Genomic DNA, 20355 nt, shown 5'->3' on the forward strand with positions numbered 1-20355 from the left:
GGATGTAGCGGCGATCGCACCGGCCTACCGTTTCGGTATGACTTGGAACGAAGTGAGCACGAGCAGTTACGCCCTGCTGACCACTTACCGGAAAGATGGCACACCGGCCGGTACCCCCGTGTGGGTGGCTCCGGACGGTGAGCGGATTGTGGTGTGGACCAACCCGAAGACCTGGAAGGTCAAGCGGATCCGCCGCAATCCGGCGGTGACACTGCAGATATGCGACGGCCGCGGCCACCCGAAGAGCGAGGAGAAGGTCGCGGGCAAGGCCGAGCTGCTGGATGCGGTGGGAACGCAGCGGGTGCGTGATCTCGTCTCACGCAAATACGGGATCATCGGCACCGTGCTGATTCGCCTGCACAAGCTGTTCAGGGGCGCGGACGGCTCGGTGGGGATCGCGATTACACCGGCGTAGGTCAGGCCGATTCCGCGAGGCTCGCCGAGCGCCAGGTGTCGGCGAGTTCCTGCAGCGGAATCTCCAGGGCCGCCGCCAGCGACACGATCGTCCCGAATGCGGGCGTCGGTAGCCGTCCGGTCTCGATCTTGCGCAGCGTTTCCGGTGAGATTCCGGCCGCCTGAGCAATACGAGCGGGTTCGCGATCGGCGCGCGCGGCACGCAGTCGGGCTCCGAGGCGGCGACCGGCCTCGACCTGGGCGGGAGTCAGCGGAAGTCGGACCATGCGTCCAGACTATGGACGGTATTTAAATACCGCAAGCTCAACCGTTGTACTTCACCCGACCTCTAGCGTCTGGTTGCGTGCGGGTCAGGTGGACGCACGGGTTCGAGGTGCGCGTTCAAAGGAGGGGCGGGTGGAAAGGTGACCGGCAGTTCCGTCAGTGCCCGGTGGAATGGGCCCGGCCGCCATGTCGGCGTGCCGTCCGGTACGTCGAGCCGGATTTCGGGCAGGGCATCGAGGAGCTGGTCGATGGCATCCTGAGCGATCAAGTAGGCCAGGGATTGCGCGGGGCAGGCGTGTGGGCCGATACCCCAAGCCAGGTGGGAGCGATTGCCTGCCAGGTCATCGGTGCGGATCGAAGGATCGTTGTTGCAGGCGGCCATGCTGATGACGACCGGCTGATTGGCAGGCAGCCACACGCCGTCGACAAGGATCGGCTGGCGAGGGTAGGTGATGAGCAGGTTCGCCAGCGGCGGGTCATCGAACAACACCTCATCCAAGGCCTCCCGCGAGGACAGATTGCCGCCCAGGACACTGTCACCGAAACGATTGTCGGTGAGGATCAGCAGAAGGGTATTAACGATCAGGTTCAGTTCGAACTCGATGCCAGTGCCGTAGACCTGCGAAACATGGTGCGACACCTCCACGTCATCCAGCGCGGCCGGATGCTGTTGCAGGACCGAGGTGATGTCGTCCCCGGGCTCCGTTCGTTTGAGGGTCACCAGATTCATCAGTGCCGCGCCGAGCATCTGGCTGCCCTTCTCGGCATCGACCCCCTCGAGCAACGCGGCCGTGCCGGCGGCGACCTGCTGCCCGATCTCCGGCGGGCAGCCGAGCATGGAATTGACGACTTCGAACACCAGCGGGTAAACGTACTGGCTGATCAGCTCCGCGCGGCCGTTCTGGCAGAAGCTGTTGATCAGGGGGGTCGCGATGTCCTCCACGATGTCGTGCATGGCGTAGAGATCCACGGCGTCGATGCTCGCGCTGATCGCCTGCCGATACCGCACGAACTCGGTCCCGGTGCTTCTGCTGGCCATGGGACGCCATTCCAGCAGCGGGAGGATCGGGCAATCGGCGGGGACCGTCTTCTGCCAGGCGCGCGGATCGGCCGGGAAGTGATCGGGATCGTTGAGAATTCGCACTGCGGCGTTGTAGCCGATCACCAGCGTGGCGGGCACGCCGGGCGCCAGTTCGACCGGCGCCAAAGAGCCGTACTGTCTTCGCATTTCACGGTATGCGTGGTGCGGATCGGCGGCGAACTCCGGCGAGTGCAGCGGCATTCGCGGGCCGTCGGAAGCGATTGGCGAGCCGTGGATGACCGGGCACGACTGCGGGCGCACCTGGGACTGCGGCGTACTCAAGAAGAAGACTCCAGACTGTTCGTATTGCAGGTTGCTGTGGACTGCGCTGGGCCGAGCCGCTGCTCCGGAGAGCGCAGTAATCCTGCCGCCTCGGCAGGAACCGGTCAATGGCATAGCGGACAGCAAGGCACTGGAAACCATTCCGGCAGAATCTCTTCACGCACCTGAGCTTCAGGCCGGCGACTACGAAAGTGCGGTAGTCGGCGATGCGCATGGACTGCCGAGGCAGACACGCCGCGATGGTCGGGTGCGGACCTGACGCTGCGCAAGTACCGCACCCGTCTCGGCGGGACTAGACGCCGAGGGCTCCCAACGAATCGTGATCGTCGATCGCGGCGGTGATGCGCTTCAACAGCGTCAGGCATGTTTCGGTCGATTGCATCTTGGGTTGATACGCGGCACGGCCGATCGTGAAAGCCCATGCCGCGTAGGCGAACATGGACTGCTGCCGATACAGCAGCCAGGCGTCGTCGAACGACGGCACCTCGCCGCCGGCGTGCCCGAGCTCGTCCAGGTATGCCTCCAACAGTTCGCGGTCCCACGCACGCCGGTCCTCGGGCTCACATCCGGAGTTGACGGCATAGGCGAAATCGTGCGCCCACCCGCCACGCATCACCACCTGCCAGTCCACATACCCCATTTGCCCGTCGCGAGTCTTGTAGGTTTGCCCGATGTGTGGGTCGCCGTGTAACAGGGTCGCGGGAACGTCGTCGGTCGCGATCGCGATGGCCCGTTCGACACCCGCCCACAACCGCTCGCTCTGCCCGTGCAAGGCATCGGGAACGACCTCTTCCGCCCGGCGCAGGCCGACCTCACAGCGCTTCTTCATATCAATCGCGGCGAGATAAGCGTCGAGCATGTAGGACGGGGTGTTGAGGACCGCGATAGACGAGTCCTCCCAGAATGTGCCGTGTAACCGGGCGAGATTGCGGATCAGATCTTCGATCTGGTCGCGGGCGATGGGGGCGGTCGGCTCGCTGAACACGGCACCTCGCGTTGCGACGATATCCTCCATGAGCGCGATCGACCGCCACGACGACGGATCGGAGGCGCCCCAGTAGCCGATCGGCGCCTCCATCTCGACTCGCGGCCGAAAGTCCCGGAAGAAGCGGGTCTCTCCCTCGATCATCTTGCCGCCGCCGAGCAGTATGCGCTGGCTGAAGGCCGTAGTCGTCTTCGCGAACAGCTCCGTGGGCAATCCCGCCTGGGTGCCCACCTCGTTGTAGTCGACCTGGATCGCGACCCGGGTGGACGTGCCGCGGCTGCCGTTGGACGTGTCGAACGACAGCACCTCGGCATCGGGAACATCGCGACACAGGACCGCTGTCAGCCACTCGGGCGTGATTTCTTCGCCAGAAACCGGGACATCCTCGATGGACCGCGCTTTCGGGCGGGTGATCTTCTCGCCCAGTATATGAGCACTGACCGTGGCGGATCGCCTGAGCAACCAGAGCTTGTGGTTCACGCGCTTGCCTCGATTCCGGAGTACGACAACACTGTCCCGAGCAGCTGGCCGCGAGCGGCCGGGGCCCGCAGACACTACCCCATAATTCCGGAAGACGTTGTACGACAAGGACGTTGCCCAAGTCTCCCGCTCGTCGGCGCAGGCCCTGCATCGCCCGCGCCGGCAGCATGGTCCCGGGCGCGGGTATGTCGCGGTTGGTGTGCGTTCATCGTCGTCGGACTCCGGCTTTACCGAGGCGCAAGTACCGGCCACAGCTGGCGAATCTGCCGGATCGGCGGTTGTGGCGCATCGAAGGCATCGGCGAGTGACGCCACATGTGAGGCCGCAGAAAAACGTGCGTCAGACGAGGTGGCCTGCCTACGAGTGGTATCAAATACTGCAAAGCTCAACTGTTGTACTTCACCCGGAAGGGTCCGCCGACACTGTTGAACAGCAGATCCCCATTCGGAAAGAACTCGACCAGCGCGTAGGCGCCGTTCCCGAGATTGCTCTGTCCGAAGATGGTGCGGTGCACGGTCTTTCCGGTTTTCCAGTCCAGGCCGGTCACCTCCCAGCCGTCGGCCTTGGTGTAGCCGTTGACGAAAACTACGCCGGATTTGCTGCTCTCGGTGGGCACCATGCTCGTGGAGACCACATCGGCACGCGACCACACCGATGACCAGCTGTGGTTGGCCGGATCCCATTGGAACCGCTCGATACCCGACGGTGGCGCGAATACCGGACCGCCCGCGAGCACGTCGACGAGCCGGTCCGGTGCGCCTTGCGGCCGTGCATTGTTGACCACGAATGCGCCATAGCCGTCCACCGCGACCGACTGCTCGCTCTGGATGAATTCGGGCTGTGGATTCAGACCGGCCGTCACCTGGATCTGGTCGGCGATCCGATTGGATGCGGTGCCCGGCTTCGGTTGGAACCCTTCGGGAATGGCGTCGCGCCAGAACGCGACCAGTTTCATCCGGTTGGCGCCGTCGGTGAGCACCACGAGCCGGTCGTCATTGCCGTAGCCCATGAGCGTGGGTGTCGAACCGGTGCCGATGCCGAACTTCACCGCGGGCGGCTGCTGCCCGAAATCGTAGGGTGATGCCCACGCGCCGTCGGTGGCGGCGGTCGAGAGTTTGGATCCGGTCCAGACGACCTTGCGCATGATTTTGTCGGAGGCGGCGTAGATCCCGCCTTTGTCGTCCACGGCCATCGCATTGGACACCACCTCGTCGGCGCCGAAGTGGACCTGCTGCGGTTCGCCCTGCAGGCTGCGGTCGATAATCGATAGCCCGCGGGTGCTGAGCACGGCCAATTTGCCGTCATAGGTCATATTCAGGCCGACGATGGATTCTGGTTGACCGCCGAGACCGGGACCGGTGCCCAGCCAGGGTTTGAAGTCGAGGGTGCGCAGAATCCGTACGCCCGCTTCGGGATTGTTCGCATTCGTCAAGCCGAACACGACGATCTGCGCGTTCTGCGTGACGTAATAGACCCGATTGTCCTTGTCGACGAGGCTGTAGACGCCGTTGGCGATGCGTGTCCAATCGACACCCCAGTCGTTGTGCACGGCGGCGTCGACCTGACCTGCGTCGGTGAAGTTCTGGTCGAGTACCTGGTCGAGTGCTTGCGGCGCCAAGGGTTTCACACCCGGTGCGTCCGCGCGGGCGATCTCGTGGAACATGTCATTGCCGACCTGGGCATAGACCACGCCCTGGGTGGAGGAGACCCACATGTGGTCTGGATCGGTGGCGGCGAGCGTCATGATGTTGACCGGTCCCGAGGTGATGCGCTGCTGCTGCTTCGGGTCGATATGGAATTCGCCCTGCGGCGTTGGGTACGGGAAGGTATCGGATTGGCCCGGATCGATATGGGTGAGCCCATAGGTCGCGGCGGCGAGGTAGGGGTTGCGCGCGGGGCCTGCGGCGGTGCCCGACTGGTTCTCGTTCTTCGCCGAATCGCTGCCGCAGGCGGGGGTTGCCATTGCCACGGCCAGTGCGACGGCGATTACGAGTGCCTTGCGGCGGGGGCTCATCGCTTGCTCCTCAACGTTCGCTATCGGGGGAGTCGATCGGGCGGAACGCATGCCGCTCGGGGCGGCGAACAACGAAACAAACCAGTGCTCTTTCGCGTTCGCGAACATAACACATTGCCTGGTCACGCGAGGTGATTGGTATTTTTATACCGATCACCTATGCTTGGTATTAAAATACCGAGGTGGAGGTTGGTCATGGTGGAGTTGAAGTCGCCGGGAGAGATCGAACGCATGCGGGTGGCGGGGCGCTTCGTCGCCGAGATCCTGACGGAACTGCGTGCGCTGGCTCGCGTCGGGGTGAATCTGCTGGAGCTGGAAGAGCATGTGCAGCAGCGGATTCGGGAGCGCGGCGCGGTGTCGTGCTATTGGGACTATGCGCCGTCGTTCGGGCGTGGTCCGTTCCGCAATACCATCTGCCTCTCGGTGAATGATGCTGTCCTGCATGGACTTCCATTCGACTACGCGCTGCGCGATGGTGATGTGCTGAGTATGGACCTGGCGCTGGGCATCGACGGGTGGGTCGCCGATTCGGCCACCAGCACGATCGTCGGCACCGCGGATGCGGAGGATCTGCGGCTGATCAAGGCCACCGAGGATGCGCTGGCGGCCGCGATCGCGGTTGCCTTGCCCGGCAATCGTATCGGCGATATCTCCGCCGCCATCGCGCAGGTAGCGCGGGCAAATGGCTATCCGGTGAATACCGAATTCGGCGGCCACGGGCTAGGTCGAACGATGCACGAGGATCCGCATGTGCCGAATGCGGGACGTGCGGGCCGCGGGTATGTGCTGCGACCAGGTTTGACCATTGCGATCGAACCGTGGTTCGCGCGCACGACCGACCGGATCTATACCGATCCGGATGGCTGGACGATCCGCTCGGCGGATGGTTCGCGGACCGCGCATTCCGAGCATACGGTCGCGATCACCGCGGACGGGCCGCAGGTGCTGACCGCCGCATAACCAAACTCAATCCGTTTCGGATAGCCAATCCGCGAGATCGGTAGCGGCGCGCAGCTCGGCCGCGACACTCGCGCATTCGGCTTTCGACAGTGGTATGGCCCTGAGTTCGGCGCGCAACTTCTCTGCCCGCTCGGAATCGCCGGTGGCGACGGCCAATTCGGCCAGTGCCGCAAGCACACGCGCCTTATCGACGGCCGATGCTTGCGCGCCGTAGCGACGGAGACCGACCTCGAGTACCCGGACCGCCGTCGCATCGTCATTCTTGAAATCGCGCAGGATCCGGGCATTGTCCAAAACCCTTGCCAGGCCGTCGAGTTCGCGGGAACCGCCGTACTCGACGTCTTCGGGCTCATCGCGCTGGATGTAGATGATGGTATTGCCCACCGGGTCGACCACGCTGAATCTGCTTTGGCCGGGGCGGAATCGGGTGATGCGCGGGCAACCCTTCGCGGGGACCTTCCCGTAGCGCTTGCGTAGTGCCGCGGTGAATGCGCCGTGTCGCTCGGCGACATCGTCGAGCATGATCAGGCAGCCGACCTGTTCAGTGGGGAGTTCGATGCTCGGCGGTGCGGCTGCGAAATGGACCGCGCAACCATTGGCCTCGATCGCGCCGTAGGCGTATGGCCTGGTCTGCTCGTGGGTCACCGTATAGCCCAGCGTTCGATAGAAGTCGAGGGTGGCCTTCAGATCGCCGCTCCACAACACCGGAACCGCTGTATTGCTTGTCATCGCCCCTGCCTTATCGCGGTAATCAATTTTGAGTACCCGAGGTTAGGGCGGTGAAATGCTGGAAGTCAAATTTGAGTAGTATGGCGTTTCGGGAGAAGGGATATCCGAATGTCGGCTGTGCGTCTGCTCGTCCTCGGCGTGATGCGGTTGCGTCAGCCCACCTATGGCTACGCCGTGCGTCGCGAACTGCTGTCCTGGCGTGCCGAAACCTGGACAAATGTGAAGCCGGGGTCGATCTATCACGCGCTGAAACAGCTGACGCAGGAAGGCAAATTGAGTGCGTTCGGAACCCAGGGGAGTACCGAGGGGCCGGGGCGGACGCTGTTCGAACTGACCGAGGCGGGGGAGGCCGAGTTCCGCAAGCTCATGGACGAGGCGCTGGTCAGCGTCGATATGGAAGAACTCGGTGCGGGTATCGCGTTCATGGACGCGCTGCCACGGGCGCACGTCATCGAGAGGTTGCGCGAACAACGTCGCAATGCCGCGGCGGTTCGCGACGATCTGCTCGCCATGATCCCGAGCTTCCCCGGCCGGCACGAACCGCCGCATGCCACCGATCTACTCGAGCTGTGGAGCGGCGTGTTCGACAACCTGTCGAACTGGACCGGTGGCGTGCTCGAGCGCCTGGAGGCGGGTGAATACCGGATGTCGGACTAGTGGCAGGTCGCGCCCGCTGGTCAGATGGCGGATAGGCTGCCCGCATGACCAACACGCTGGGTGCGGTCGGCAAGGCCGACTACGTGCTGCTGACCACCTTCCGCAAGGACGGCACACCGGTCGGCACCGCCGTCTGGGCCGCCGAGGACGACGGCAAGCTGTATGTGTGGACCGAAACCAACAGCTGGAAGGTCAAGCGGCTGCGCAACAATCCCGCCGTCACCCTCCAGGCGTGCAACCCGTCGGGTAAGCCGCGCGGTGAAGTCATCGAAGGCACCGGCCGGGTGCTCGATGCCGCCGAAACCGAACGGGTGCGCAAGCTGATCAAGAAGAAGTACTGGCTCCTCGGCCCGATTCTGGTGACCGCGAGCAGTATTCGCCGCGGCAAGTCCGGCACCATCGGCCTCGAGATCACCCCTGTCGGGTAATCAGGTCGCCTGGCTCACCGAGGACATGTGGAAGTCCGGGATGCGCAAGGGCGGCATGGCGGTTCGGGTGAACCAGTCCTTCCATTCACGGGGCAGGGTGGTTTCGGTGGCACCCGCTTCGGTGGTGCGGCGCAGCAGGTCGATGGGGCTTTCGTTGAAGCGGAAGTTGTTGACCGCGGCGGTGACTTCGCCGTTCTCGACCAGATAGACACCGTCACGGGTGAGACCGGTGAGCAGCAAGGTCGCGGGATCGACCTCGCGGATATACCAGAGCGTGGTGAGCAGTAGGCCGCGCTCGGTATCGGCGATCATCGCCTCGATGCTCGCGCCGGAGCCGCCGGTCAGCAGTAGATTCTCACCGGGAACCGTGGTGGGAGCGTCGAATTCGGCCGCGGTCGCACGCGGATAGACCAGCGATTCGATGACGCCGTCGCGCAGCCAGTCCACGCGCCGGGCCGCAAGACCGTTGTCGAAGACCGACAGCGATTCCGAGGACGACGAAGTCGCCACGAACGGACGATATTCGAGTCCGCCCGCGCTTGGATCGGAATACAGCGTCAAGGGAATATCGCTGAGCCGCTCACCGATTCGAGTGCCACCCGCCGTGGCGAAAGCACTGTGCCCCTCGTGTGCGCCACGGCCCTCCATGGACCACGCCAGATAGATCATCAGGTCCGCGACCGCCGAGGGCGGCAGCAGGGTTTCATAGCGACCCGCAGGCAACTCGACCCGGCGCTTGGACCAATCCAAGCGCCGCGACAATTCGGTGAGCAGCGCGGGTACGTCGACATCGGCGAAGTCCGCGGTGCCGACACCGACCCACGCACTCGCGAGATCCGCACCCTCGCCACGCTTTCCATTGATCTCCACCGAACCGGTCGGCTGCACGAAGCGCCGGCGAATACCGGTGGAGGTACCCAGCCACGTCGTATGCATCTGGTGGTAGGCGAAACCGTAGAGCCGATCAGCGCCGTCGAATCCGCCTGCCAGGTCGCGTGCGAGGTCGGTGAAGATTTCGATCCCGGTGCTGCCGGGTGCGGCCGCCCACTCACTCCCGGCGTCCGGCAGACCATCTGAATCCGGCGTCAGCAGCGGCATCGCATCCTTCGCGGGTTCGGCGGTGCGGGCCGCCGTCTCGCTGGCGCGGACCACCGCCTCGATCTCCGCCGGGTCGACACTGGTGGAGCTGACGCTGCCGACGCGCGCGGAGTTCGGGCCGTCGCGGAAGATCGAAATGACCGCCCAGTCCCGGGAAATCGAGGAGCCATTGGTAGTCATCGAGTTGCCCGCCCAGCGCAGCGATGCCTCGTGTGCATCGGTGACGATGACCATCGCCTCGTCCGCGTGCGAGAGTGCCAGCGCCTGCTCGACGACCGCCCCTGCGGGCATCATCACCTCGATCACTGACCTGCCTCCGTCCGGGTGTTGAGAATGTTGATGCCGCGCACCAGGATCGACGGGCAGCCGTGGCTGACCGCGGCGACCTGACCGGGTTGGGCCTTACCGCAGTTGAACGCGCCGCCGAGGCGCCAAGTGGACGGACCGCCGACTGCCTCCATCGCACCCCAGAAGTCGGTGGTGGTGGCCTGGTAGGCGACATCGCGCAGCTGGCCGTCGAGCTTGCCGTCGCGAATGCGGAAGAACCGTTGGCCGGTGAACTGGAAGTTGTAGCGCTGCATATCGATCGACCACGACTTGTCGCCGACGATATAGATGCCGTTCTCCACCCGCGAGATGAGTTCGGCAGTGCTGGTGTCGTTTTCGGGGTCCGGTTGCAGCGAGACATTGGCCATGCGCTGGATCGGCACATGGTGGGGTGAGTCCGCGTAAGAGCAGCCGTTGGAGCGTTCGAGGCCCAGGCGGGGGGCGAAGACTCGGTCGAGTTGATAGCCGACCAGAATTCCGTCGCGCACCAGATCCCAGCGCTGTCCGGCGACGCCCTCGTCGTCATAGCCGACCGAGGCCAGACCGTGCACCTCGGTGCGGTCACCGGTGACGTGCATGATCGGCGTTCCGTACTTCAGGGTGCCGAGCTTTTCAGGGGTCGCGAACGAGGTACCCGCGTAGGCCGATTCGTAGCCGATGGCGCGGTCGTATTCGGTGGCGTGGCCGATGGATTCGTGGATGGTCAGCCACAGGTTGGTCGGGTCGATCACCAGGTCGGTGGGGCCCGCCTCGACGCTGGGCGCCTTCACCTTCTCGGCCAGCCAACCCGGGATCTGCGCGAGTTCCGCACTCCAGTCCCAGATTCCGTCCGCGCCGGTGACGTACTCCCACCCGCGTCCGGCCGGTGCGGCGAGGGTGCGCATGGTCTCGAAAACACCCGCCGCCGCGTCCACGGTGATCGCCTCGAGCTGCGGATGCAGGCGCACGCGCTGCTGCGTGATCGCGGAACCCGCGGTGTCGGCGTAGAAGGTCTGCTCCTTGACCTGCAGTACCGAGGCGGTGACGTGATCGACACCGTCGGCGGCCGACAGGCGGCTCGAATAGTCCTGCAGCACAGCGACCTTATCGGCGGTCGGAACCGTGAACGGGTCCAGGTGGTAGGCCGAAATCCAATGCACATTGTCGTATCGCGGCTCGTCGGCGAGTTCGACGCGCTCACGATTGAGGGCGCGCAGGGTCGTCGCCACCGTGACCGCCCGCCGCGCCAGCTCGGCAGCGGTCTCCGGGGTGAGCGCGGCATGTGAAGCGAAACCCCAGGTGCCGTCGACGATCACGCGCACGGCGAAGCCGAGGTCGGTGGCATTGCTGATCGCCTCGACCCGCCCATCGCGCAGTCGGATCGACTGGGTGACCAGTCGATGCACCCGCAGATCGGCGTGCTGCGCGCCCGCCGCACGCGCCGCGGACAGGGCAGCGTCGGCGAGCGCGTGCAGTGGTAACGCAAGGAATTCGGCGTCCACGTCCTTGGAAGTCGCGATGCTCACCAGACCCAACCTAGTCGGTCGCGCTGATGAGCGCCGCTTCCGATGCGTTGACGCAGACCTTGCGGACATGCATCGACTGCAATGCCGCACGATATGCCCAGCGGCGCAGTTCTAGACCATGGCCGCAGGGGTGGCGGCGACGAGTCCGCCATCGATGAGCAGGTCCTGTCCATTGATGTATGACGCCTCGTCGGAGGCGAGAAAGGCGACTGCTGCGGCGACTTCTTCCGAGGTTCCGATGCGCCCGGCCGCCACTGTGGAGATGGCGGCGGCCTGTACCTCCGGCGACGCTTCCGCATAGAACGCGGGAGTCCCCGTGTAACCCGGGCTCACCGAGTTGACCCGGATTCGCCTGGGTGCCAGTTCGGCCGCCAATGTCCGAGCCAGGTTGTGCACCGCCGCTTTGGTCGCCGAGTAAAGCGCCGCGCCGGGCCCGCCCCGGTGCAATGCGAATGATGCGTTGATCACGATCGTGCCGCCATCGGCCAGCATGGGGACGGTCTGCTGGATGGTGAAGAACGCGGCCTTGAAATTGATATCGACGACTCGGTAGAACTCGGCCTCGGTGATATCGGCGACCGCCTGGAATGAACCGACACCCGCATTGGCGAAAACCACGTCCAAGCGTCCGTAACGGTCCCGGATCGCGGTCGTCAACGCCGCCAGATCGGCGAGATTCGCTGCGTCGCCGGGTATCCCGAGGACGCGATCGCCACCGTTCAGCTCTTCGACCGCGGCGTCCAAGCGGGACTTGTCACGCCCGGTGATGGCAACCCGCCCACCCTCGTCGAGCAACCTGCGCGCGGTGGCCAACCCCATACCGCTGGTTCCGCCGGTGATCAGCGCGATCTTGTCGTCGAATCGGGAATTGCTCGGCATGGCACGACCTCTCATACAGTTGAATAGTTCGATAACATATGAACAGTTCGACTGTATGTCAACAATCGAGTAATCTGCTCCGCGTGATGACGGCACATCCCGAGCGGGATCGGATCGAGTTGGCGAATGTGTTCGCCGCACTGGGAAATCCATTGCGGCTGCAGATCGTTCGCGTCCTCGCGGATGGGGCGGAACACACCTGCGGTTCGATCGTGGACGGTGTGCCCAAATCGAATCTGACACACCACTATCGGGTGCTGCGCGATGCGGGCATCATCTGGCAACGTCCGGCCGGCCGGGAAACCTTGCAGTCGTTGCGCCGTGACGATCTCGACGCCCGATTCCCGGGTTTGCTGGATTCGGTGATCGACGCGGCCCGCCGGGATGAATCGCACGCGACTCGAATTTGATCACGGTTTGGCAGCATGGCGCGCGCGAAAGTCGTGGTTACCGTACCCAAGTCGGGTTATGCCGTACTGTGCCCGCGTGCCGCCATCCGCCCTCCGTGATCGCAAACGGGAACGTACCCGCCGTGCCCTCCTCGAGGCAGCCGTCGAACTTTTCGAGAACAGAGGTTATGAGGAAACCACGGTGGCCGACATCGCCGCCGCGGCCGAGGTCGGCACCCGGACCTTCTTCAACTACTTTGCCAGCAAGGAAGAGTTGCTCTTCCCGGAACAGGACGAACGGGTGCGCGCCGCGGTGGCGGCCATCGCGAGTCGTCGGCCCGGCGAGCGGCCGGTGGAGGTGCTGCTGCGCGCGTTGCGGGCGGCCGGCGACAATCCAGGTGAACACCTCGTCGATGACCTGAGTGCGCGCATTGCCGCACTGCGCGCACAGGTGTCGCGCACCGTGCCCGCGGTCAGCGGACGGGCCGCGCATGCGCAACTGGTCGCGCAGCGGGAGATCGCGAGGCAGTTGCATATGGCATTTCCCGCCGAATTGGACGATGTCGGCGCCGCCGCATTGGTCGGTGCCGTGGTCGGAGCGGTCTCCGGTGCGTTGACGGTGTTGTTCCAGAGTCCGGTGGCCGGAGTGGACGGCGAGCGGTTGCACCGCCAGATCCACGAAACGACCTCACGGGTGCTGCAGCCCTGGCTCGCCTCGAATGCCAAGATGCATGCCGGACCTATGCACTGATCGCCTCACCCGAATTGCTGCCAGCCCAACCGGATCACCATGCCGGTGACAACCACCAGCAGTACCACGCGCACGAACTCCCCGCCCTTGCGTAAGGCCATGTGCGAGCCGATGATCGCGCCCGCCACATTGCCGACCGCCATGGCCGCGCCCAGCGCGAACATAATGTGGCCGGTGACGCCGAAGAAGATCAGCGCGCCGAAATTGGATCCGCAGTTGATCACCTTCGCCATCGCGGCCGCGCGCACGAATTCGGTACCGAGCAGGGTGGCGAAGGTAATGATCAGAAAGGTGCCCGTGCCGGGGCCGAGCAGTCCATCGTAGAACCCGATCAACCCGGCGGCCAGGGCGATCACGAGGACGAACTTGCGCCGCGTCGGTGGGTGCGTGGCCAGGGTGATGCCGATCGACGGGCGTAGCGTGACGAACACCGCGACGCCGACCAGCACCACCATCACGATCGGGATGAACAGGTCGCGATCGATCAGGGATACCGCTGCCGCGCCGGTCGCTGCGGTGACCGCCGCGATCGCCGCTGCTGGCAGCAGCGTGCGCCACCGCATGGGAACTTTGCGCGCGAATGTGATGACCGATGCGCTGGTGCCCGCGACCGCGGCGAGCTTATTGGTGCCGAGTGCGGTCTGTGGTGCGATGCCCGGTGCGACCAAGAACAGTGTCGGGAGAATGATCAATCCGCCGCCGCCGACCACCGCATCAACCCAGCCCGCGGCGGTCGCGGCCGTTAGCAAGGCCGCCCAGTCTGCAAAATCCACCCGGCCAGCCAACCAGATGGTTGGATCGGGCCCGTCCGCACCTAGGCTGATGGTCGTGCGCCGGTTCAGTCTGTGGCTTCGCGGCAAGCCCCTCATCTCGGACTCGATGCTGGCCGCCGTACTGATGCTGCTCGAGATTCTCGGGGTCGGCAATTCCGATAGCAAGCTGGCCTACCTCGGAATCGGGGTGCTTTTGCCGGCACCGGTGGCGTTTCGGCGGCTGTACCCGCGAGCCATGGCGGCCGCGATGCTCGGACTATCGATCGCCTCGACGTTGGTGAGCTACGCGTCCGAGGACAACGCCGACCACATCGCGCTGCTCGGGCTCGGCATCATGCTGTACACGCTGGTCGCGTATGTCGGTCGCAAGGAAGGACTTTGGTACGCGCTCGGCCTGATCGCCGACTGCACCAGCTCATTTTTCTTGTTACACAAGCCATCCGGATCTGATCTGATCTTCACCGCGATGTTCTACGCGCTGTGCTGGACGCTGGCCGAGTTCATCGGCGCGCGCCACGCCTATGACCAAGAGGTGGCGGCGCGGCTGGCGGTCGCCGACTACGACCGGGAACGCCGCGCGCACGATGCCGTCGCCGCCGAACGCACCCGCATCGCCCGCGAACTGCACGATGTCGTCGCCCATGCGGTGAGTGTGATCATCGTGCAGGCCGACGGGGCGAAGTACGCACTGCGCCGCGATCCTGACTCGGCCGAACGAGCCTTGACCACGATCGCGAGCACCGGTCGCGAGGCCTTGCGGGAATTGCGGCGGACCGTCGCGCTGCTGCGCATCGAGCATGCTCCGGATCAGTTGCCGCAGCACGGAACCGCGGGCCTGGCGAAGGTGGTCGAGATGATGCGCGATACCGGACTCGCGGTGGAACTCGAAATGACCGGCGAGTTGGACGATATCGCCCCGGAGGTGAGTCTCGGCACGCACCGCATCGTGGCGGAATCGCTGACCAATACGCTGCGCCACGCGGGCTCGCACCCGAAGGCGTGGGTGCGCGTGCAGCGCCGCGAAACCGATGTGGCCATCGAAGTCACCGATACCGGCGGGGTTCCCGTGCAGGAGCAGGCCGCGAGCCCGATAGTCGGCGGTGGTATGGGATTGGTCGGCATGCGTGAACGCATCGCCGTACTCGGCGGCACGCTCGAAGCGGGCCGCACATCCGATGGCGCGTGGCGGGTATACGCGACTATCCCGCTGGTGCGCGGAAACGAAAACGGTTAGCCGCAGGCCTGTTTCGCGGCCGCCCGCACTGTGCGAAAAACACGCTGGACGATGCCGATAGATTAGGGACGTGCCGATTACCGTTCTCGTTGTCGATGATCAGGAACTCATGCGCATGGGGTTGAAGATGGTGCTCGGTGCGCACCCGGACATCGAGGTGATCGGGGAGGCCGAGAACGGGGCGGCCGCGATATCCCGGGCCAAGGAGATGCGGCCGGATGTGGTGCTGATGGATGTGCGGATGCCGGTCGTCGACGGGGTATCGGCCACGCAGCGTATCGTCGAGGCCGGTGACGGCTGCAAGGTGCTGGTCATGACGACCTTCGATCTCGATGAACACGCATTGGGTGCGCTGCGAGCTGGCGCGAGCGGATTCCTGTTGAAGGACACGCCGCCCGAGGATCTGGTCTCGGCGATCCGAAGTGTGGCGGGCGGTGACGCGGTGGTGTCGCCGAAGGTGACCAAGCGACTGCTGGACCGGCTCATCGCCGACGACCCCGGTGGCATGCGGGATCCGGCGATACTCGAGGTGCTGACCGCGCGTGAACGCGAGGTGCTCGAGCAGATCGCGGCGGGGCGGTCCAATGCCGAGATCGCCGAGCAGTTGTACCTATCCGAGGCCACCGTCAAGACGCACGTCGGGCGGGTGCTGACGAAACTCGGTCTGCGCGACCGGGTTCAAGCCGTAGTACTGGCCTACGAAACCGGGTTGGTGCGGCCGGGCGGCTGAGGTCTCAGCCAGCTATCAGGCTGGATCGGGAGAAAAATCGAACCGCGCGACGTTGAACCGGGTAGATCGTCCGAAAGGATCGCCATGCCCGCCGTACTGTTCGTGCTCTACGTCATCGTCGAGATTGCCGCGCTGATCGGCGTCGGCCACCTCATCGGTGTAATGCCGACCATCCTGCTGCTCATCGCCGGCTCCGCGGCGGGCATGCTGCTCATCGGTTCCCAAGGCCGTCGTGTCTTCGAACAGTTCCGACGCGCCGGGCGCGGTGAGATCAATCCGGGCACCGCGGTCGCCGATGGCGCGCTCGTCGCCGCGGGCGGGTTCCTGATGTTCATCCCGGGCCTGGTCACCTCGTTCTTCGGGCTGCTTCTGCTGCTGCCGCCGACCCGCTTCCTGGTCCGTCCGCTGGTCGCCGCGTTCGCCGCGCGCCGCTTCAGCCGTCTGGCCGCGGCGATGCCGTACCGCGGCGTGATCATCGACGGTGACGATGTGGTCGACGGCACGGTTGTCACCGAGTGGTACGACGACCCCCGCCCCTCGACACGGCCGGCCCTCGGCGGCTGATCGGGTTCACGCCGAGCCGCTTCCATAAACCGTGCCAACTATCACCCTCGTGCCCATTTCGTGAGACGGATCAAAGGGCTAGGGTGGCCGGATGGCGACCGAAGAGCTCACCGTCACGGTGAGCGAGGAGCTGGCAGCGGCGGTGCGGCAGGCCGCGGCGGCTGCGGGACAGTCGATTTCCGGATTCACGGCTGCGGCATTGCGGCTGGAGCTGATCGCGGTGGAGGCCGGTATGCGGGCCGCGCCCGGTGCCGCGCCGCCGAGATACTCGGAGGTCATGGCGGTACTCGCACAACCCGCGGACGTTTCGCCGCCGACCATTTCGAGCGACCTGCAAGCAGTCGCTACGGAGCGGAGACTGTCCGACTCGACGGACTGAAAAACCCATACGGCAGACTGGTGTCTCGTGAGTACCCAGTTGCTGATCGGCGGTCGTTTCTACAGCTCGAGTTCACCCGACGCGACGGCAATGGCCGTGACCGACGGCACCGTGGTGTGGTTGGGCGCCGAGCAACCGGGTCGTGCGCTGCATTCGGATGCGGAGATCATCGACCTCGACGGTGCATTCGTGGCACCGGCGTTCGTCGATCCGCACGTGCACGTGACGGCACTGGGCTTGAAGCTGACCGGACTCGATCTGTCGACAGCACGGTCACTCGAACACTGTCTGGAACTGCTGCGCGCGTTCGCGGCGTCGCATCCTGACGGCGCGATTCTCGGCGACGGCTGGGACGAGACCGGGTGGCCGGAGCGGCGGCCGCCGACGGTCGAGGAGATCGACGCGGTGGTGCAGCCGGCCCGGCAGGTGTATCTGTCACGGGTGGACGCGCATTCGGCGGTGGTGTCGTCGGTGTTGTTGACTGCGGCAGTCACTGCCGCGGCGGGATTCACCCGGGGTGCACCCCTGCGTGCCGACGCACATCATCTGGTGCGCACCGCGGTTCTCTCGGGATTGGATCGCGCACAACGGGATCGGGCGCGCAAGGCGGCGCTGGACACGGCGGCCGCGCACGGTGTTGTCGCCGTGCACGAGTGTGCGGGACCGGAGATCGCCGGGCGCACCGATATTCGTGAGTTGCTCGAGTTCGAGCACGGTGTGCAGGTCCGGGCCTATTGGGGTGAGGCGGTCCGTACCGCGGATGAGGCGCGGGCGCTGGTCGCCGAACTCGGGGTGCACGCGCTCGGCGGCGATTTGTTCGTGGACGGTTCGATCGGCTCGCGCAGCGCTCTGCTGCGCGCGCCTTACGCCGATCACGCCGGAACCGGTCTCGGCTACCTCGACGCGGACACGATCGCCGCACATGTGCGCGCCTGCACCGAGGCGGGCATGCAAGCCGGATTCCACGTCATCGGCGATGCCGCGATGGACGCTGTCGTAGCCGGATTCGGGCAGGTGATCGACGAACTCGGTGGCCCGGCCGTCGCGTCCCGCGCGCACCGCGTCGAGCATGCGGAGATGATCGACGCCGATCAGATCGCGAAACTGGCCGCCTGGGGCGTAATCGCCAGTGTCCAACCAGGTTTCGATGCGACCTGGGGCGGCCCGGACGGCATGTACGTCAGCCGCCTCGGCGCCGAACGGGCCGCAACGCTGAATCCGTTCGCGGCCATGGCCGCGGCGGGCATCGCGCTCGCCATCGGCTCGGACGCACCGGTTACCGCACTCGACCCCTGGTCGGCGGTCCGGGCGGCCGTCAACCACCGCACCTCCGGCCACGGCCTCTCGCCCCGTGCCGCCTTCGCCGCCGCCACCCGCGGTGCCTGGCGCGCGGGCGGACTTCGCGACGGCGTGGCGGGCACCCTGGTTCCGGGAGCTCCCGCCTCCTACGCGATTTGGGACGCCGCCGATCTCGTCGTGGCCGCAGCCGCCGATACCGTCCAACGGTGGTCCACCGATCCGCGCTCCCGAGTTCCTGGCCTGCCCCCGCTCGGCCCCGACGCATCCCTGCCCACCTGCCTGCGCACCGTTCACCGCGGAGTCACTATCCATGAGGCCTGAAATACCCGGCGCGGCTCTGCGCCGCATGGTGGGCGTGCTCGGTCGGTTTCCGGTGCTGAGTAGGTCGGTTGCGGCGGTGGTGTCGGGGCTGTTGATCTTCGGGAGCTTTCCGCCGCGACCGTTCTGGTTCCTTGCGCCGATCGGGATCGTGGTGCTGACACTGACCGTGCGCGGCGCCGCGCGGTTGCGTGGGGGATTCGGGTACGGGTTCCTGGCGGGGCTCGGGTTTTTCGTGCCGCTGTTGCCGTGGACCGGGATCTACGTTGGGCCGGTACCGTGGCTCGCGTTGTCGACGGTGTGCTCCTTATATATCGGGCTATTCGGGCTTCTGGCGCGGTTGTTGTTTTCGCTGCCGGGGTGGCCGGTGTTGGTCGCGTTGACGTGGACGGCCACCGAGTGGCTGCGATCGAGTTTTCCGTTCGGCGGATTCCCCTGGGGGCGCTTGGCGTTCGGTCAGGCCGACGGCTGGTATCTGTCGCTGGCGATGGTCGGGGGAGCGCCGCTCATCGGGTTCGCGGTGGCGCTCACCGCGACCGCGGCGGCGGCACTGCTGGTGTACTTGTGGACTCACGTGACGGTCGCGCCGACCGACGATCCGTCGTCTGCCGAGCGGGGTCGTGCTACCACCCGCGTTGGAATTATCGCCGCGGCGGTCACGCTCGTTGTCATCCCGATCACCGGAGCGATCCTCCGGACCGCGCTGCCCGGCCCGGAGCAGGGCGACCGGACGATCACCGTCGCCGCCATCCAGGGTAGCGTGCCGCGGCTCGGGCTGGACTTCAATGCCCAGCGACGCGCCGTACTGGACAACCATGTCCGGCGCACCGAGGAATTGGCTCGAGCGGTCGCGGGGGGAAAGGCACGCAAGCCGGACGTGGTGATCTGGCCGGAGAACTCATCCGATATCGACCCGCTGCGCAATGCCGACGCGGCCGCTGAGATCACCGAGGCGTCCGAGCAGATCGGCGCGCCGATCCTCGTCGGCGCCGTGCTGGTTAACGGCGACCGCACGACGACGAACTCGGTCATCGTCTGGAACGGCGCGGCCGGGCCGGGGGAGCGGCACGACAAGAAGATCATCCAGCCGTTCGGCGAATACCTGCCGATGCGCAGCTTCTTCCGCCTGTTCTCCGAGTACGCCGACCGCGCCGGATACTTCGTGCCCGGGCACGGCGACGGCACCGTCCACGCCGACCTCTTCGAGCGACCGGCAAGCAGTCGCTACGGAGGCGGCGTCGATATCGGCGTCGCGACCTGCTACGAGGTCGCCTTCGACCGCGCCTTCCGCGATTCCATGCACGCGGGCGCGCAATTGCTGACCGTGCCCACCAATAACGCCACCTTCGGCGACAGCGAGATGACCTATCAGCAGTTGGCCATGTCCCGGGTCCGCGCCGTCGAGCACGGCCGCGCCCTCGTAGTCGCGGCCACTTCCGGTGTCAGCGCCATCATCACCGCGGACGGCACGGTCCAGCAGCAGACACCCGAGTTCGTCCCCGCCGCACTGGTCGCCGAACTGCCATTGCGCAGCGACACAACACTCGCGACTCGATTCGGCGCCCGATCGGAACTTCTTTCGGTTATCCTGTCCGCTGCTGCCGTTGTCGTGGGAGTTATCCGGCGGCGAAATGCTCGCGACAAGTACGCGAACGACCAGGCCGCCATGGACGAGCCGGTCGGCTGAGCTCGCGAGATCGTTCGAGCGCGATGAATAGGGCTTCCTCCTAACCAAACAGTTGGTATGTTTCTGGGCTTTAAAACCGTCTTTCGGTCTGCCCTGAGCGTTAGCGTGCAGTTCGCCAGACTAGAAAT

The 20355-nt window shown here is 65.5% G+C and carries 21 protein-coding genes; 12 read left to right on the top strand and 9 right to left on the bottom strand.

What is annotated here, in order from left to right; translation table 11 throughout:
• Positions 1-37: 37 nt before the first annotated feature.
• Positions 38-415 (top strand): PPOX class F420-dependent oxidoreductase, encoded by a 378-nt coding sequence (locus ACIBI6_RS07240; protein WP_364347939.1) that lies wholly within the window; start codon positions 38-40, stop codon positions 413-415.
• 1 nt (position 416) lies between these two features.
• Here ACIBI6_RS07240 and ACIBI6_RS07245 read toward each other — a convergent pair whose 3' ends face one another.
• The 4 genes from ACIBI6_RS07245 to ACIBI6_RS07260 all read right to left on the bottom strand — a co-directional run bounded on the left by ACIBI6_RS07245 (position 417) and on the right by ACIBI6_RS07260 (position 5520).
• On the bottom strand, positions 417-680 hold the full coding sequence (locus ACIBI6_RS07245; RefSeq protein ID WP_364347942.1) for a helix-turn-helix transcriptional regulator: 264 nt from the start codon (positions 678-680) through the stop codon (positions 417-419).
• A gap of 62 nt (positions 681-742) precedes the next feature.
• Positions 743-1960, bottom strand: a complete 1218-nt coding sequence (locus ACIBI6_RS07250; RefSeq protein ID WP_364348439.1) for a cytochrome P450 — start codon at positions 1958-1960, stop codon at positions 743-745.
• A 373-nt stretch (positions 1961-2333) separates the two neighbouring features.
• The gene (locus tag ACIBI6_RS07255; protein WP_364347945.1) at positions 2334-3506 is read right to left on the bottom strand and encodes an aminoglycoside phosphotransferase family protein; all 1173 of its coding nucleotides are present in this window, start codon (positions 3504-3506) and stop codon (positions 2334-2336) included.
• Positions 3507-3891: 385 nt separating this feature from the next.
• A complete protein-coding gene (locus ACIBI6_RS07260) occupies positions 3892-5520 on the bottom strand; it encodes a hypothetical protein (protein ID WP_364347948.1) in 1629 nt (542 codons plus the stop codon).
• Between the two features lie 195 nt (positions 5521-5715).
• Between ACIBI6_RS07260 and map the strand changes: the two genes are divergently transcribed.
• Positions 5716-6480, top strand: coding sequence for a type I methionyl aminopeptidase (gene map, locus ACIBI6_RS07265; RefSeq protein WP_364347951.1), 765 nt, complete (start codon positions 5716-5718; stop codon positions 6478-6480).
• Between the two features lie 6 nt (positions 6481-6486).
• Here map and ACIBI6_RS07270 read toward each other — a convergent pair whose 3' ends face one another.
• Positions 6487-7209: a glyoxalase gene (locus ACIBI6_RS07270; protein WP_396955552.1), complete on the bottom strand. Its 723-nt coding sequence runs from the start codon at positions 7207-7209 to the stop codon at positions 6487-6489.
• A gap of 108 nt (positions 7210-7317) precedes the next feature.
• Here ACIBI6_RS07270 and ACIBI6_RS07275 point away from each other — a divergent pair, with 108 nt between their 5' ends.
• Both ACIBI6_RS07275 and ACIBI6_RS07280 read left to right on the top strand, forming a co-directional pair.
• Entirely contained in the window at positions 7318-7866 is a 549-nt protein-coding gene (locus ACIBI6_RS07275) for a PadR family transcriptional regulator (RefSeq protein WP_364347957.1), read from the top strand.
• A gap of 44 nt (positions 7867-7910) precedes the next feature.
• Positions 7911-8294: a PPOX class F420-dependent oxidoreductase gene (locus ACIBI6_RS07280; RefSeq protein WP_364347960.1), complete on the top strand. Its 384-nt coding sequence runs from the start codon at positions 7911-7913 to the stop codon at positions 8292-8294.
• Here the strand turns inward: ACIBI6_RS07280 and ACIBI6_RS07285 are convergent, their stop codons facing one another.
• The 3 genes from ACIBI6_RS07285 to ACIBI6_RS07295 all read right to left on the bottom strand — a co-directional run bounded on the left by ACIBI6_RS07285 (position 8295) and on the right by ACIBI6_RS07295 (position 12103).
• Positions 8295-9686, bottom strand: a complete 1392-nt coding sequence (locus tag ACIBI6_RS07285) for a TldD/PmbA family protein (protein ID WP_364348442.1) — start codon at positions 9684-9686, stop codon at positions 8295-8297.
• Between the two features lie 8 nt (positions 9687-9694).
• On the bottom strand, positions 9695-11224 hold the full coding sequence (locus ACIBI6_RS07290) for a TldD/PmbA family protein (RefSeq protein ID WP_364347963.1): 1530 nt from the start codon (positions 11222-11224) through the stop codon (positions 9695-9697).
• Positions 11225-11335: 111 nt separating this feature from the next.
• Positions 11336-12103 (bottom strand): glucose 1-dehydrogenase, encoded by a 768-nt coding sequence (locus ACIBI6_RS07295; protein WP_364347966.1) that lies wholly within the window; start codon positions 12101-12103, stop codon positions 11336-11338.
• A gap of 86 nt (positions 12104-12189) precedes the next feature.
• On the opposite strand from ACIBI6_RS07295, the gene ACIBI6_RS07300 reads away from it, so the two are divergent.
• A complete protein-coding gene (locus ACIBI6_RS07300) occupies positions 12190-12513 on the top strand; it encodes a helix-turn-helix domain-containing protein (protein WP_364348445.1) in 324 nt (107 codons plus the stop codon).
• Positions 12514-12589: 76 nt separating this feature from the next.
• The gene (locus tag ACIBI6_RS07305; RefSeq protein WP_364347969.1) at positions 12590-13243 is read left to right on the top strand and encodes a helix-turn-helix domain-containing protein; all 654 of its coding nucleotides are present in this window, start codon (positions 12590-12592) and stop codon (positions 13241-13243) included.
• Positions 13244-13248: 5 nt separating this feature from the next.
• Here the strand turns inward: ACIBI6_RS07305 and ACIBI6_RS07310 are convergent, their stop codons facing one another.
• Positions 13249-14016 carry a TSUP family transporter gene (locus ACIBI6_RS07310; RefSeq protein ID WP_364347972.1) on the bottom strand — a complete coding sequence of 256 codons (768 nt, stop codon included), beginning with the start codon at positions 14014-14016 and terminating at the stop codon, positions 13249-13251.
• Between the two features lie 55 nt (positions 14017-14071).
• Between ACIBI6_RS07310 and ACIBI6_RS07315 the strand changes: the two genes are divergently transcribed.
• The 6 genes from ACIBI6_RS07315 (at position 14072) to lnt (ending at position 20227) form a co-directional block, all read left to right on the top strand.
• The gene (locus ACIBI6_RS07315) at positions 14072-15250 is read left to right on the top strand and encodes a histidine kinase (RefSeq protein ID WP_364347975.1); all 1179 of its coding nucleotides are present in this window, start codon (positions 14072-14074) and stop codon (positions 15248-15250) included.
• Positions 15251-15320: 70 nt separating this feature from the next.
• On the top strand, positions 15321-15980 hold the full coding sequence (locus ACIBI6_RS07320; protein WP_364347978.1) for a response regulator transcription factor: 660 nt from the start codon (positions 15321-15323) through the stop codon (positions 15978-15980).
• Between the two features lie 84 nt (positions 15981-16064).
• Positions 16065-16544 carry an FxsA family protein gene (locus ACIBI6_RS07325; protein WP_364347981.1) on the top strand — a complete coding sequence of 160 codons (480 nt, stop codon included), beginning with the start codon at positions 16065-16067 and terminating at the stop codon, positions 16542-16544.
• Between the two features lie 91 nt (positions 16545-16635).
• On the top strand, positions 16636-16923 hold the full coding sequence (locus ACIBI6_RS07330) for a hypothetical protein (RefSeq protein ID WP_364347984.1): 288 nt from the start codon (positions 16636-16638) through the stop codon (positions 16921-16923).
• Positions 16924-16950: 27 nt separating this feature from the next.
• A complete protein-coding gene (locus ACIBI6_RS07335) occupies positions 16951-18543 on the top strand; it encodes an amidohydrolase family protein (protein WP_364347987.1) in 1593 nt (530 codons plus the stop codon).
• 25 nt (positions 18544-18568) lie between these two features.
• Positions 18569-20227, top strand: coding sequence for an apolipoprotein N-acyltransferase (gene lnt / locus ACIBI6_RS07340; protein ID WP_364348448.1), 1659 nt, complete (start codon positions 18569-18571; stop codon positions 20225-20227).
• Positions 20228-20355 lie beyond the last annotated feature (128 nt).

Origin of the sequence: Nocardia sp. NPDC050412, from assembly GCF_044458825.1 — a bacterium.
Taxonomy (GTDB): Bacteria; Actinomycetota; Actinomycetes; order Mycobacteriales; family Mycobacteriaceae; genus Nocardia.

Bases quoted from the DNA above. Each gene is read 5' to 3' on its own strand.
- ACIBI6_RS07285 (WP_364348442.1), bottom strand. From the start codon at position 9,686: ATGATGCCCGCAGGGGCGGTCGTCGAGCAGGCGCTGGCACTCTCGCAC.
- ACIBI6_RS07300 (WP_364348445.1), top strand. From the start codon at position 12,190: ATGACGGCACATCCCGAGCGGGATCGGATCGAGTTGGCGAATGTGTTC.
- ACIBI6_RS07325 (WP_364347981.1), top strand. From the start codon at position 16,065: ATGCCCGCCGTACTGTTCGTGCTCTACGTCATCGTCGAGATTGCCGCG.
- lnt (WP_364348448.1), top strand. From the start codon at position 18,569: ATGGTGGGCGTGCTCGGTCGGTTTCCGGTGCTGAGTAGGTCGGTTGCG.
- ACIBI6_RS07240 (WP_364347939.1), top strand. From the start codon at position 38: ATGACTTGGAACGAAGTGAGCACGAGCAGTTACGCCCTGCTGACCACT.
- ACIBI6_RS07270 (WP_396955552.1), bottom strand. From the start codon at position 7,209: ATGACAAGCAATACAGCGGTTCCGGTGTTGTGGAGCGGCGATCTGAAG.
- ACIBI6_RS07245 (WP_364347942.1), bottom strand. From the start codon at position 680: ATGGTCCGACTTCCGCTGACTCCCGCCCAGGTCGAGGCCGGTCGCCGC.
- ACIBI6_RS07260 (WP_364347948.1), bottom strand. From the start codon at position 5,520: ATGAGCCCCCGCCGCAAGGCACTCGTAATCGCCGTCGCACTGGCCGTG.
- ACIBI6_RS07275 (WP_364347957.1), top strand. From the start codon at position 7,318: ATGTCGGCTGTGCGTCTGCTCGTCCTCGGCGTGATGCGGTTGCGTCAG.
- ACIBI6_RS07295 (WP_364347966.1), bottom strand. From the start codon at position 12,103: ATGCCGAGCAATTCCCGATTCGACGACAAGATCGCGCTGATCACCGGC.
- ACIBI6_RS07330 (WP_364347984.1), top strand. From the start codon at position 16,636: ATGGCGACCGAAGAGCTCACCGTCACGGTGAGCGAGGAGCTGGCAGCG.
- ACIBI6_RS07250 (WP_364348439.1), bottom strand. From the start codon at position 1,960: ATGCCGCTGCACTCGCCGGAGTTCGCCGCCGATCCGCACCACGCATAC.
- map (WP_364347951.1), top strand. From the start codon at position 5,716: ATGGTGGAGTTGAAGTCGCCGGGAGAGATCGAACGCATGCGGGTGGCG.
- ACIBI6_RS07280 (WP_364347960.1), top strand. From the start codon at position 7,911: ATGACCAACACGCTGGGTGCGGTCGGCAAGGCCGACTACGTGCTGCTG.